We start from the raw sequence: 12,518 nt of genomic DNA, 5'->3' as shown, positions 1-12,518 counted from the left end.
CCGGCCCGCGGGGGGCCGGGCGGACGTCGTCGGGACCGCCGGCCGGCCGGAAGCGGCCGGAAGCGGGCCGCAGGAGCGGGTGGGGAGTCGGTGAGGGCCGGTGGGGGTGCCCGGACGCCCGGTACGGCACGCCTAACCGATTCTGCACCCCAAACGCCCCGTTATCGCACAGCACAATCGGTACCTTCCGCACAGCCGAATCCCGGCGCGGCCACCCGTATGTGTGAAGCGGAGTTGCTGGTGTTGTTCGGCGTGACGTGCGAAAACTAGCTTCCCCTTCGGAGGTGACGCACGGATGACTGTCTGTGCCATCGAAATGACGACCACGACCACGACCCCGTTCACGATCGCCGCGGACGGGTCGTACGGCGCCCGGCTCGCCGGGGACGGACAGGCGCGGTACGTGGAGCGCTGGACCCTCGCCGGGCCCGAGGCGTACGCGGTGCCGCTCCCGCTCGCACAGCCCGAGGAGGCCGACAGCGAGGTGCTGCCGCTGGCGGACGGCCGGGTGCTGATCCACCGGCGGGTGGCGGACCGGCACGCGTTCGCCCTGCTGTACCCGACCGGCGCCGCCTCCGGGCCGCGCACCGGGCAGCTGTCCCTCGGGGCGCTGGACTGGGAGGAGGGCGTCCTGGTCACGATGCTGCCGCCGTCGCCGGACGGGCATTCGGCCTTCGCCCTGGCCGCGTCCGACGACGGGACGACGGTCTGGCGGGTGGCCGGCGGCCCCTACGGGCCCCAGCGGGTCGCCCGCGTCCCGGGACGGTGCTCCGGCGGCGTCTGGCTGGACCGTTCCGGCCGGCTGCTGGCCCTGGACCGCGAGCTGGACGGCACCGTCAAGGCCGTCGCCGTGGACCTGGGGTGCGGGCAGGTGTCCCCGCTGCTCCAGATCACCGAGGACAGCGACGACCGGCTGCTGCTGGCCGACCCCGACAGCGGGCTGCTGCTGCTCCGCTCCGACGCGGCGGGCGAACCGCGCCTCGGCTGGGGGGTGCTCGGCAGCTCCCTGCCGGTGCGCTTCCCGGAGTGCCTGCGCCCGGACGGGGCTTCGGCCGTGCCGTTCGCCGTGCAGCCGGGCCAGGCGCTGATGCCGGAGACCTGCGGGGTCGCGCTGCGGCTGGAGGGGGGCGGGCTCGCCCTGTGGCGTCCCGCCGACCGGTGCGTCTTCCGGCTCGGCGCCCCGGTGGGCTGGCTCGGGGGGACCGGCCTGTGGAGCGCGGAGGGCCGGCTGCACCTGCCGTACGCGACGCCCGAGGTGCCCTGCGGGATCCTCGGGACGAGCCTGCCGGTGGCGCCCCCGCCGCCGGTCCGCGTGGACCCGCCGCCGGCGGCGCCGCGCCCGGTGCCGCTGCAGCAGGCCCCGCTGCGGTGACACCGGGTGCGGGCGGTCCGGTGCCGGCGGCGCGGGCCCGTACCGGTACCGGTGTGCGTCAGCCGTGCTTGAGGCCCAGTACCTCCGTGGCCGCGAAGGTCTCGTTCGCCGGGCGCGCCTCGTAGTGCGGGGTGAGGAGCTCGTCGAGCTCCTCGTAGGAGAAGGACTCCTTGGCGGTGTCGAACTTGGCCGCCACCCTGGGGCGTTCCATGACGACGACGATCCCGCCGTGCACGACGAACAGCTGCCCGTTGGCCTTGGCGGAGGCGGGCGAGGCCAGGTAGCCGACGAGCGGGGACACGTGCTCGGGGGCGAGGGCGTCGAGCTTGCCCTCCTCCGGGACCTGGAACCCGGCGAAGACGTCCTCGGTCATCCGGGTGCGGGCGGTCCGGTGCCGGCGGCGCGGGCTCGTACCGGTACCGGTGTGCGTCAGCCGTGCTTGAGGCCCAGTACCTCCGTGGCCGCGAAGGTCTCGTTCGCCGGGCGCGCCTCGTAGTGCGGGGTGAGGAGCTCGTCGAGCTCCTCGTAGGAGAAGGACTCCTTGGCGGTGTCGAACTTGGCCGCCACCCTGGGGCGTTCCATGACGACGACGATCCCGCCGTGCACGACGAACAGCTGCCCGTTGGCCTTGGCGGAGGCGGGCGAGGCCAGGTAGCCGACGAGCGGGGACACGTGCTCGGGGGCGAGGGCGTCGAGCTTGCCCTCCTCCGGGACCTGGAACCCGGCGAAGACGTCCTCGGTCATCCGGGTGCGGGCGCGCGGGCAGATGGCGTTGGCCGTCACCCCGTACTTCGCGAGGGCCAGGGCGGTGGAGGTCGTCAGGCCGACGATGCCGCCCTTGGCCGCCGCGTAGTTCGGCTGGCCTGCCGAGCCGCCGAGGAAGGCCTCGGAGGAGGTGTTGACGATCCGGCCGTAGACCGGTCCCCCCGCCGCCTTCGAGCGTTCCCGCCAGTGCACGGAGGCGAAGTGGGTGGTGTTGAAGTGGCCCTTGAGGTGGACCCGGATGACCGAGTCCCACTCCTGCTCCGACATCGAGAAGACCATCCGGTCGCGCAGGATGCCCGCGTTGTTGACCAGGACGTCCAGCTTCCCGAAGCTGCTGACCGCCAGCTCGACGAGCTCGCGCGCCTGCTCGAAGTCGGCCACGTCGCCCAGGTGCGCCACCGCCTGCCCGCCCGCGGCGCGGATCTCCTCGGCCACCTCCTGCGCCGGTGCGGCCGAGGCCTCGCCGGAGCCGTCCCGGCCCGGCTGGCCGAAGTCGTTGACGACCACGCTCGCGCCGAGCCGCGCGAGCTCGACCGCCTCGGCCCGGCCGAGGCCGCGGCCGGCGCCGGTGACGATGGCGGAGAGTCCCTCAAGTGGCAGTGACATCCGTACGGTCCTCTCGAAACGGGTCAGAGTTCGATGCAGGTGCGCAGGGCGGTTCCGGTGCGCATCTGGTCGAGCGCGTCGTTGATCTCGGCGAGCTGCACCCGGTGCGTGATCAGGCTCTCCAGGTCCACCCGGCCGGCCCGCCACAGGGCGATGGTGCGCTCGTAGGAGCGGAGCACGTCGCCGCCGCCGTACATCGACGGCAGGATCCGCTTCTCGTCGAAGAACAGCGAGAACATGTCGATCTGGAAGGTGTCGTCCATGGCGCCGGCCCCGACCACGCACACGGTGCCGCCGCGCCGGGTCATCTTGTACGCGGTCTGCGCGGTGGCGGACTTGCCGACGACCTCGAAGACGTAGTCGAAGCCCTCGCCGCCGGTGATGCGGTTCTTGGCGTCGTCGAAGGCGTCCGGCGCGACGGCCTCGGTGGCCCCGAAGCGCAGGGCGGCCTGCCGTCGGGTCTCCACCGGGTCGACGGCGACGATCTGCGCGGCGCCCTGGACCTTGGCGCCCTGGATGACGGAGATGCCGACGCCGCCGCAGCCGATGACGGCGACGGAGGATCCGGCTTCCACCTGGGCGGTGTTGATGGCGGCGCCGAGGCCGGTGGTGACGCCGCAACCGATGAGGGCGGCGATGTCGAACGGCACGTCGTCGGGGATCGGTACGGCGCACTGGGCGTCGACGACGAGTTCCTCGGCGAAGGTGCCGGTGGCCGCGAAGCCGAAGATGTCGCCGCCCGCGCGGCGGAAGTTGGGGGTCCCGGCGTTGACCAGACTGGCCAGGCAGAGGTGGCCCTGGCCGCGCTTGCAGGACGGGCACCGGCCGCACGGCGGCAGCCAGCAGACGAGGACCCGGTCGCCCTGCTTCAGGTGCGTGACCCCGTCGCCGACGTCGGCGATCACCCCGGAGCCCTCGTGGCCGGGGACGAAGGGGGCCGGCTGCGGCAGGATCCCGCTCATCGCGGAGAGGTCGGAGTGGCACAGACCGGTGGCCCTGATGCGGATCTTCACCTTGCCGGGACCTAGGCCCACGGCCTCCATGTCGTCGACGACCTCCAGCTTGTCCTGGCCGATCTCGCTCTGCAGTGCTGCGCGCACGGTGCGGCTCCTTCTGTCGGTCTGTCTTAAGCGTGTTCGACGACGGTGTCGGCGAGGACCGGTGCGTCGTCCCGGTCGGCGACGGTCACCGACACCAGCACGCGGCCGGGCTCCCGCCACATCCGGATGCGCAGCGTCTCGCCCGGGAAGACGATCCCGGCGAAGCGCGTGCGGTAGGCGCGGACCCGGGAGACGTCCCCGTCCAGCGCCGTGTCAACGACGGCCTTGAGGGTCATCCCGTACGAGCACAGGCCGTGCAGGATCGGCCGGTCGAATCCGGCCAGCTTGGCGAACTCGGGGTCGGCGTGCAGGGGGTTCCAGTCGCCGGAGAGCCGGTAGAGCAGTGCCTGGTCCTCGCGGATGGCGCGTTCCTCGGTCCGGTCGGGCGCGCGCTCGGGCAGCTCCTCGCGGACGGAGGGCCCGCGCTCGCCGCCGAAGCCGCCCTCGCCGCGTACGAAGATCTGCGCGTCGCTGGTCCACAGCGGCCCGTCGGCGTCGGCGACCTCGGAGCGCAGCACGATGACGGCCGCCTTGCCCTTGTCGTAGACGGCGGCGACCTTGGCGGTGGTGGTGGCCTCCCCCTTGACGGGGATGGGCCGGTGCAGCCGGATGGACTGGCCGCCGTGCAGGACGGCGGCGAGGTTCACGTCGATCCCGGGGGCGGCGAGGCCGCCCATCATGGCCATGCCGGCGCCGGCGACGGTCGCGAAGCTGGGGAGGACGTGGAGCTTGGACTCCAGGGTGTACCGCAGCTCGTCGGGGTCGGTGGCGGGCCGGCCCGCGCCGAGGCCGAGGTGGTAGAGCTGGATGTCCTTGTGGTCCCAGCCGATGTCCCCCCGGCGGGGGGCTGCGGCGAGGGCCTTGGCGGCATCGATCGGCATGAGGATGCTGCTCCTTGTTCTGTTGTTCTGTGGAAGACCTCGGTGCGGTCGTCCGCACCGTCGGCCGCACCGAGGTCGTACGCGGGACCGGCACGGAGCGCGTTCTAGAACGCGTTCTAGGACTGGGCCGGTGAAGGAATGTATAACGCACCCCCCAGCAGTTGGGAAGACTCCCGGCCCGACTCCTGACTGGACGTCAGATGCGATTCCCGCCTGGCGCGCTCTGTCCGGATCGGAGGCCGGAGGCCTACCCTGACCGGGTGGACGAAATGCCCGTTGCGCACCGGCCTGCCCGATCCCTGCGCGTGCTGCTGCACCCGCCGAACCCTGCCCTGGCCCTACGGCTGGGCCTCCAGCCTGACATCGAGGTCGTACGGGACCGGCTGGCGCGCCCGGCGGTCGCGCTGGTGGAGGAGGTGACCTCGGTCGGGGAACTGCTGGCGGAGGACCCGGAGTGCCGGGTCCTGGTCATGACGGGGTCCGCGCACCCGGGCCTGGCGGCCGCCGCCCTGGCCGCGGGGGCGGCGGGGCTGGTCCTGCGGGACGGCCCGCTGGAGGACCTGGCGGACGCGATCCGCCGCGCCTCCCGCGGCGAAACGGTGATCGACCCGGCCCTGACCGGCCCGTGACCCCACCCCGGGGCTCCGCCCCGAACCCGAACGCCAGGCGCCTCGTGACCCCCTGGGGCTCCGCCCCGAACCCCCGGGGCGCTGCTCCCGAACCCCCGCGCCTCAAACGCCGGTGGGGCTGAATACGCCTGGCGTCATCCGGAACCCGGTGGCCGCCAAATCCAGCCTCGCCGGCGTTTGAGGCGCGGGGTCCGGGGCGGAGCCCCGGGAGGGGTGCCGCCCCGGCGGACCGGCCCCCGCCCGGCCCCGCCCGGCACCACGCGGCACAGGCACGGCACGGCACGGCACGGCACGGGCACGGCACGGCACAGGCACGGCCCCGCCCGGCACCACGCGGCACGGCACGGCACCGGCCGAGCCTCGGGGGCTCCGCTACCTCCGGAGCAAGGTCACCACCGCCGCACCCCCCAGCCCGATGTTGTGGGCGAGGCCCACCCCCGCTCCCGGCACCTGCCGCGCCCCCGCCTCGCCCCGCAGCTGCCACACCAGTTCCGCGGCCTGCGCCAGCCCGGTCGCCCCCAGCGGGTGCCCCTTCGAGATGAGCCCGCCGGACGGGTTGACCACCCACCGCCCGCCGTACGTCGTCGCCCCGCTCTCCACCAGCTCCCCGGCGGCGCCGTCCCCGCACAGGCCCAGCGCCTCGTACGTCAGCAGCTCGTTGATCGAGAAGCAGTCGTGCAGCTCCACCACGTCCACGTCCTCGATGCCGAGCCCCGAAGCCTCGTACACCTGCCGCGCCGCCGCGGCCGTCATCGGCTTGCCGACCACGTCGATGCACGAGCCCGACGCGAACGACGCCTCCGTGTCCGTCGTCATCGACTGCGCCACGATCTCGACCGCCTTGTCGTGCAGCCCGTGCCGCACCACGAACCGCTCCGAGACCACCAGCGCCGCCGCCGCGCCGTCCGAGGTCGGCGAGCACTGGAGCTTGGTCAGCGGGTCGTGGATCGGCTTGGCCGCCAGGACGTCCTCCACCGAGTACACGTCCTGGAACTGCGCGTTCGGGTTGTTCGCCGAGTGCCGGTGGTTCTTGGCGCCCACCGCGGCAAGCTGCGCGGCGGTGGTCCCGTACCGCTCCATGTGCTCGCGCGCCGCGTTCCCGAAGATCTGCGCCGTGGGCGGGGACATCTCGAAGCCGTGTCCGGCGGCCATGATCCCGTAGTGCCGGGCCACGGGCGAGGTCTTGAAGTCCCCGCCGTCCGCGCCGCCGCCCAGCGCGCCCCGCTTCATCTTCTCGAAGCCGAGCGCCAGCACGCAGTCGTTGATGCCGCCCTCGACGAACTGCCGCGCCATCATCAGCGCCGTCGAACCGGTCGCGCAGTTGTTGTTGACGTTGTAGACCGGTACCCCGCTCAGCCCCAGTTCGTACGCCGCACGCTGGCCGGCCGTGGAGGCCTGGAAGCAATAGCCCACCGGCACCTGTTCCACCAGCCCGTAGTCCACGCCCGCGTCCGCGAGCGCCGCCGAACCGGCCTCCTTCGCCATGTCCCAGTACTGCCAGTCCCTCGACTCCGGCTTCTCGAACTTCGTCATGCCGACGCCCACGATGTACGACTTCATGTCCCTGCTGTCCCTTCGGTCACTGTGAGTCCGGTCAGGGCCTGTGCGTCCGGTCAGTCCCTGGGGAGGCCGAGGATCCGCTCGGCGACGACGTTCAGCTGGACCTGCGTGGTGCCCCCGGCGATGGTCAGGCAGCGGGACATGAGCATCCCGTGCACCGCCCGCTCCCCCGCCCCCTCCCGCACCGCGCCCGCGGGCCCCAGCAGTTCGAGCGCGAGCTCGGCGGTCCGCTGCTGGTGCGGGGTCTGGACGAGCTTGCGCACGGACGCGCCCGCGCCCGGCTCCAGCCCCGAGACCTGCTGGAGGGTGGTCCGCATCCCGATGCACGCAAGCGCGTGCGCCTCGGCGGCCAGCGCCCCGATCCGGGCCCGGTACGTCCCGTCGAGCGCGTCGGAGCGGGCGATCAGCGCTTCCAGACCGGTGTCGAAGGTCATCTGGTCGGCCATGTGGACCCGCTCGTTGCCCAGCGTGTTGCGGGCCACCTTCCAGCCCTCGTCGGCCGCCCCGACGAGCGCGTCCGCGGGCAGGTGTACGTCGTCGAAGTACACCTCGTTGAAGAGGGCCTCGCCGGTGAGCTCCTTGAGCGGCCGGACGTCGATGCCGGGGGTGTTCTTCATGTCGACGATGAAGTAGCCCAGGCCCTTGTGCTTGGGGGCGGCCGGATCGGTCCGGGCGAGGAGGATCCCGAAGTCGGCGCTGTGCGCGGAACTCGTCCACACCTTCTGTCCGTTCACCTTCCAGCCGCCGTCCCCGGTGCGTTCCGCCCTGGTCCTCAGCGAGGCCAGGTCGGAGCCGGCTTCCGGCTCCGAGAACAGCTGGCACCAGGTGGTGTCCCCGCGCAGCGTCGCCGGCAGGTGCGTCCCGATCTGCTCCGGGGTGCCGTAGGCGAGCAGCGAGGGCACGACCCAGGTGGCGATCCCCAGGTCGGCGACCCTGACCCCGGCCGCCCGCAGTTCCTGCTGGACGACGAGCTGCTCGACGGGTCCGGCGCCCAGCCCGTACGGGGGCGGCAGGTACGGCGCCGCGTAGCCGGTCGGGGCCAGCACCCGCCGGGCGGCCGCCGGGTCGAGGCCGCGCGCGTCCTCGATGGCGGCCCGGGCCCGCGCCCGGTGTGCCTCGGCCTCCGGCGGGAGCTCCAGGCGCAGCTCGCGCCGGGCACCGGCCGCGGCGAGCCGGGCGGCCCGTACGCGGTGCCCGTCGCCGGGGCCGAGGAGCTGGCGGGCGACGAGGGCCCGGCGCAGGTGGATGTGGGCGTCGTGCTCCCAGGTGAAGCCGATGCCGCCGAGGATCTGGATGCAGTCCTTGGCGCAGGAGTACGCGGCGTCGAGCGCGGTCCCGGCGGCCAGCGCGGCGGTCAGCGACCGCACGTCGGCGCTCTCGTCCACCGCCCGCGCGGCGTCCCAGGCGAGCGCCCGGGCCTGCTCCAGGCGGACCAGCATGTCGGCGCACAGATGCTTGACCCCCTGGAACCGTCCGATGGGCCGGCCGAACTGCTCGCGCACCTTGGCGTGTTCGGCGGCGGTGTGCACCGCCCAGGCGGCGGTCCCGCAGGCGTCGGCGGCGAACAGCGCGCAGGTCAGGTCCCGTACCAGGGCCGCGTCGAGCTCCAGCAGCCGCCCGGCCGGCACGGCGACCCCGCGCGCCCGCACCTCGGCGGTGGGCCGGGTGGGGTCGGCGGCCTCGTGCGTACGGATGTCCAGCGCGGCGGCGTCCACGGCGAACCAGCGGGTGCCGTGCGCGGCCTCCGCCGCGAGCAGGACGAGGTCGGCCTCGCCGGCGCCGAGCACCGGGGGCGCGTCCCCGTCCAGCAGGTGGCCGCCGCCCTCGACGGCGACGGCGGTCAGGCTTCCGGGGCCCAGTGCCACCGCGCCGACCCGGCCGGCGAGCGGTTCGGCCCCGGCCCGGTCCAGGAGCACGGAGGCCAGCGCGCTCGGCAGGAAGGCCCCCGGGAGCGCCCCGCGTGCGGCCTCCTCCACCACGACGGCGAGGTCGAGCAGGGTCCCGCCCTCCAGGTGCGGCTCCAGCAGCCCCGCCTCGGCGAGCGCGTCCCAGTACGCGGGCCGTACCCCGGTCCGCGGCGGGCCGTCGAGCAGCTTGCGCACCTCCTCGGGCGGCACGACCCGCGCGACCCAGCCGCGCACGGCCTCGGCCAACTCCCGCTGTTCCCGCGTGATTCCGATGCCCATGCGCGGCAGACTAGAACACGTTCCAATCTGACGGAAGGTCAGAACTGCAACGCGTTCTCACTTTGGTCCGCCGCGGGCGGGGGCGTGCACGGCCGCCTCGCGGGGTCAGGAGCGCTGGTAGTAGTACCCGTCGGCGTGCGCGGGGCCCACGTTGTGCTGGAGCCCGGCCGGCTCGCTCTTGCTGAAGAAGGACGCCTCCAGGACCCCACAGAACTGGCCGGTGGACCTGCTCTTGTCCACCGCGGCGGCGCCGACGTTGATCCGGGACCCGCCGGAGGCCACCGACGTCACCTTGGCGGTGTTCTCGCAATGGCCCATGGCGGTGTTGCTGATCAGCCGCACGGCCCCGGAGGCCGCGATGGTCACCGTCACCGGTTGGTTGATGTTGACCTGCTCCTTGTAGGTCCAGGAGCCGACGAAGTACGCGGGGAGCCCACTGCCGCCGGAGGAGCCCCCGCTCGGCGAACCGCCGCCGCCCGGCGAACCGGAACCGCCCGGAGTCGCGCCCGAACCGCCACCGGGGGTGGCGCCGCCGCCCGCCCCGCCAGGGGTGGCGCCGCCGCCGGCGCCTCCGGCGGCGGGGCCCGAGCCGGTGCCCTGGGCCGCGCCGGTACCCGTACCGCCCGCTCCACCCGGGGTGCCCACGCCGCCGCCGGGCGTCCCCGCGCCCGCCGCGGCGCCCTGCGCGGCGGCGCCGCCAGGGGTCGACGCGCCGCCGACCTGACCGCCGACCTGACCGTCCGGCGCCGGGGCGGTGGGGTGCTGGGGGCCGGGCCCGCCCGGGGTCGGTGAACCCGCCGCCCCGGAGGGCGAGCCGCCGGGGGCGCCGGGCACCGCGGGAGCACTCGCGGCCGGGGGCGAGGCCTGCGCTCCGGTGCCGGCCCCGCCGCCGAACGGCTGGATCAGGGCCACCGTGCCGCCACCGACCCCGAACACGAAGACGGCCGGAACGGCGATGGTCAGGCGGCGCCTGCGCCCGGACCGCCCGCCCCCGGCCGTGGCACCCCCGGCCGGCGGACCGGGCTCCGGTCCGGCCGAGGGGCCGGGCACGGAACCCGGCACGGAGGCGTCCACCGGATCGGCGGCCGGGGCGATCACCGCCCCCGCCACCACCCCGGCCACCGCCCCGCCGGACGCCTCCGCCGGCCGCAGATCGGCCGTCGCCCGGTCGGTGCCACCGGCCGGGGTCCGCGCCTCCCGCTCGGGCACCGCCTCCACGTCGAGCAGCCGCGCCGCCTGCCGGGCGAGGCGCGCCACCACCTTCGGCGGCAGCCACGCCCCGGCGAGCACCGCCGGACGGACCCGTTCGGGATCCTCCAGCAGCTCCTCCACGCCGGGCCGTTCGTCCACGCGCTTGGCCAGACACCGGGCGACGAACGCGCGCAGCGCCTCGTCCCCGATCCGCTCCAGGGCCGGCTCGCCCTCCACGATCTGGAACATCACCGCGTGCTGGTTGCTCGCGCCGCGTCCGAAGGGCAGCTCGCCCGTGGCCGCGTACATCAGGACGCAGCCGAGGGTGAACACGTCGCTCTTCGCCCCGGCGCGCTGCCCGCGCACCTGCTCGGGCGACATGAACCCGGGCGAGCCGACGACCAGGCCGGTGCTGGTGAGCAGCGACTCGACGGACGTCTCCAGGGCGCGCGAGATGCCGAAGTCGATGACGCGGGTGCCCTCGACGGTCAGCATCACGTTCGACGGCTTGAGGTCGCGGTGCACGATCCCGGCCGAGTGGATGTCCTGGAGGGCGTGGAGCAGTCCGTCGGCGAGGGCGTGTACGGAGCCCACGGGCAGGGGCCCGTACCGGCGCACGATCTGCTCCAGCGAGAGCCCCGGCACGTACCCCGTGGCCACCCAGGGCCGGTCGGCCTCGGCGTCCGCGTCCAGTACGGGTGCGGTGTACCGCTCGCCGACGCGCCGGGCGGCGTCGATCTCGTGGCGGAAACGGGCCCGGAACTGCGCGTTCGACACGTGCTCCTCGTGCACCACCTTCACCGCGACCGTGCGCCCGCCTTCGGACCGGGCCAGGAACACCCGCCCCATGCCGCCGGCGCCGAGCCGCCCCAGCAGCACGTACGGGCCGATCCGGCTCGGATCCCCGCCCGCGAGCGGCTTTATGCCGCCGTCGGCGTTGTCGTCGTCGTTCAGTGCACTGCCCATGCTGCCCGCCCCCGGTGATCCCCTGTGGTCGTCCGAGCCGGCCACCCGGCCGGTCGAACGTGCCACAGACTAGGGCCAGTTGGATGCAGGATGAAGGCAAGGACGACCGGACGGGACGACGTCGCCCGTCAGAGGCTCCGCACGAACTCCGAGAAGGCGGCCGGGGCCACGGTGAAGGCGGGCCCGCCGGGATTCTTGGAGTCCCGCACGGCGACCCGGCAGGACTGCGCGGCAACCTCGACGCACTCACCGCCGGTTGTACCGCTGTACGAGGACTTACGCCAGACGGCGCCGCCGAGCGGGGCGCACTCGACGCACTCACCGCCGGTGTCACCGCTGTACGAGGACTTACGCCATCGCACGCCCGTCAGGTTCTGGATGGTGTCCATAGCGCTCCTCCAATACGCGGGCGATCAGCGCCGCCGAATCCTCCAAGGACAGCGCGGCGGCCTGCAGGTGATCGTAACGGAGCGAACCTTCCCTGAGAGCTACCGGATTGGCCGTCATGTGGCCCTGGACAAAGTCCTCCGTGTAGACGAGATCGGGGTCGTCGTCGAACCGCAAGACGGTGAACGATCCCATCAGCCCGGCATGCGATCCCGCCTCGAACGGCAGGATCTGTACCTTCACCCACTCCCGCCTCCGCAGCGCCAACAGGTGGGCGAGTTGGTTCCGCATGACCGCCCGGCCGCCGACCTCCTGGTGCAGTACGGCCTCGCTCAGCACGACCCACATCAGTGGCGGGTTCTCGCGGTCCAGGATGCGCTGTCGTTCCATTCGGGCGGCCACCCGCGCGTCGAGCCGCTCCTCGTTCCGTACGCCCAGCACGGCCCGCGCGTACTCCGGCGTCTGCAACAGCCCGTACACCAGCTGCGCCTGGAACGTGGAGATGTAGGCGGCCTTCGCCTCCATCTCGGCGTACGCCTGGAACCAGGTCGGCAGCTGGCTGCGCAGCACCAGGCCCGCCAGCCGCGAGAAGACCCCGCCGGTGCCCAGGGCGGCGTCGACCCGTTCCGAGAAGTCGCGGGTCGGGACCTTGCGCGCGGTCTCCACCTGGCCGACCAGCGAGGCCGTGCAGAACACGATCTCGCCCAGCTGCCCCTGCTTCAGGCCCGCTTCCTCCCTGAGGCGGCGCAGTTCCGAGCCGTAGTAGTCCAGCGGCGAGGCGCCGGGGTCCAGATCACGGATGTTGACCATGAGGCGGTCACCCCCAAGTTCACGCGGTGCGGCGTTCGTTTCAAGCCGTAGCCGAGCGTAACCAT

Annotated in this window: 10 protein-coding genes and 1 pseudogene; 2 read left to right on the top strand and 9 right to left on the bottom strand. The window is 73.8% G+C overall.

Features of this window, described 5'->3' with window-relative positions:
* Positions 1-295: 295 nt before the first annotated feature.
* Positions 296-1,372: a hypothetical protein gene (locus ACFWW8_RS06265; protein ID WP_386524315.1), complete on the top strand. Its 1,077-nt coding sequence runs from the start codon at positions 296-298 to the stop codon at positions 1,370-1,372.
* Positions 1,373-1,430: 58 nt separating this feature from the next.
* On the opposite strand, the pseudogene ACFWW8_RS06260 reads toward ACFWW8_RS06265, so the two are convergent.
* The 4 genes and pseudogenes from ACFWW8_RS06260 to ACFWW8_RS06245 all read right to left on the bottom strand — a co-directional run.
* Positions 1,431-1,757, bottom strand: a pseudogene (locus tag ACFWW8_RS06260) (short chain dehydrogenase); the annotation flags it as partial.
* Positions 1,758-1,801: 44 nt separating this feature from the next.
* A complete protein-coding gene (locus ACFWW8_RS06255; protein ID WP_386524312.1) occupies positions 1,802-2,743 on the bottom strand; it encodes a 3-oxoacyl-ACP reductase in 942 nt (313 codons plus the stop codon).
* 23 nt (positions 2,744-2,766) lie between these two features.
* Complete coding sequence (locus ACFWW8_RS06250) at positions 2,767-3,843, bottom strand: Zn-dependent alcohol dehydrogenase (protein ID WP_386524310.1); 1,077 nt, start codon at positions 3,841-3,843, stop codon at positions 2,767-2,769.
* Between the two features lie 26 nt (positions 3,844-3,869).
* On the bottom strand, positions 3,870-4,724 hold the full coding sequence (locus ACFWW8_RS06245) for a MaoC/PaaZ C-terminal domain-containing protein (protein WP_386524308.1): 855 nt from the start codon (positions 4,722-4,724) through the stop codon (positions 3,870-3,872).
* A gap of 269 nt (positions 4,725-4,993) precedes the next feature.
* Here ACFWW8_RS06245 and ACFWW8_RS06240 point away from each other — a divergent pair, with 269 nt between their 5' ends.
* Positions 4,994-5,353 (top strand): DNA-binding response regulator, encoded by a 360-nt coding sequence (locus ACFWW8_RS06240; protein WP_386524393.1) that lies wholly within the window; start codon positions 4,994-4,996, stop codon positions 5,351-5,353.
* 372 nt (positions 5,354-5,725) lie between these two features.
* Here the strand turns inward: ACFWW8_RS06240 and ACFWW8_RS06235 are convergent, their stop codons facing one another.
* The 5 genes from ACFWW8_RS06235 to ACFWW8_RS06215 form a co-directional block, all read right to left on the bottom strand.
* Positions 5,726-6,913, bottom strand: a complete 1,188-nt coding sequence (locus ACFWW8_RS06235) for a lipid-transfer protein (RefSeq protein ID WP_386524307.1) — start codon at positions 6,911-6,913, stop codon at positions 5,726-5,728.
* Between the two features lie 53 nt (positions 6,914-6,966).
* Positions 6,967-9,099, bottom strand: a complete 2,133-nt coding sequence (locus ACFWW8_RS06230; RefSeq protein ID WP_386524305.1) for an acyl-CoA dehydrogenase — start codon at positions 9,097-9,099, stop codon at positions 6,967-6,969.
* Between the two features lie 105 nt (positions 9,100-9,204).
* Positions 9,205-11,256 (bottom strand): serine/threonine-protein kinase, encoded by a 2,052-nt coding sequence (locus ACFWW8_RS06225; protein ID WP_386524303.1) that lies wholly within the window; start codon positions 11,254-11,256, stop codon positions 9,205-9,207.
* A 128-nt stretch (positions 11,257-11,384) separates the two neighbouring features.
* Complete coding sequence (locus tag ACFWW8_RS06220) at positions 11,385-11,645, bottom strand: DUF397 domain-containing protein (RefSeq protein ID WP_386524301.1); 261 nt, start codon at positions 11,643-11,645, stop codon at positions 11,385-11,387.
* On the bottom strand, positions 11,605-12,453 hold the full coding sequence (locus ACFWW8_RS06215; protein WP_386524298.1) for a Scr1 family TA system antitoxin-like transcriptional regulator: 849 nt from the start codon (positions 12,451-12,453) through the stop codon (positions 11,605-11,607). Before ACFWW8_RS06215 ends, ACFWW8_RS06220 begins: the two co-directional genes overlap by 41 nt.
* Between the last annotated feature and the right edge of the window lie 65 nt (positions 12,454-12,518).

The organism is Streptomyces sp. NPDC058701 (assembly GCF_042715295.1).
Lineage (GTDB): Bacteria > Actinomycetota > Actinomycetes > Streptomycetales > Streptomycetaceae > Streptomyces.
Note: the sequence above shows the minus strand (reverse complement) of the source record. Positions and strands in the feature narration are given on the sequence as shown.

Bases quoted from the DNA above. Each gene is read 5' to 3' on its own strand.
- ACFWW8_RS06265 (WP_386524315.1), top strand. From the start codon at position 296: ATGACTGTCTGTGCCATCGAAATGACGACCACGACCACGACCCCGTTC.
- ACFWW8_RS06255 (WP_386524312.1), bottom strand. From the start codon at position 2,743: ATGTCACTGCCACTTGAGGGACTCTCCGCCATCGTCACCGGCGCCGGC.
- ACFWW8_RS06245 (WP_386524308.1), bottom strand. From the start codon at position 4,724: ATGCCGATCGATGCCGCCAAGGCCCTCGCCGCAGCCCCCCGCCGGGGG.
- ACFWW8_RS06240 (WP_386524393.1), top strand. From the start codon at position 4,994: ATGCCCGTTGCGCACCGGCCTGCCCGATCCCTGCGCGTGCTGCTGCAC.
- ACFWW8_RS06235 (WP_386524307.1), bottom strand. From the start codon at position 6,913: ATGAAGTCGTACATCGTGGGCGTCGGCATGACGAAGTTCGAGAAGCCG.
- ACFWW8_RS06230 (WP_386524305.1), bottom strand. From the start codon at position 9,099: ATGGGCATCGGAATCACGCGGGAACAGCGGGAGTTGGCCGAGGCCGTG.
- ACFWW8_RS06225 (WP_386524303.1), bottom strand. From the start codon at position 11,256: ATGGGCAGTGCACTGAACGACGACGACAACGCCGACGGCGGCATAAAG.
- ACFWW8_RS06220 (WP_386524301.1), bottom strand. From the start codon at position 11,645: ATGGACACCATCCAGAACCTGACGGGCGTGCGATGGCGTAAGTCCTCG.
- ACFWW8_RS06215 (WP_386524298.1), bottom strand. From the start codon at position 12,453: ATGGTCAACATCCGTGATCTGGACCCCGGCGCCTCGCCGCTGGACTAC.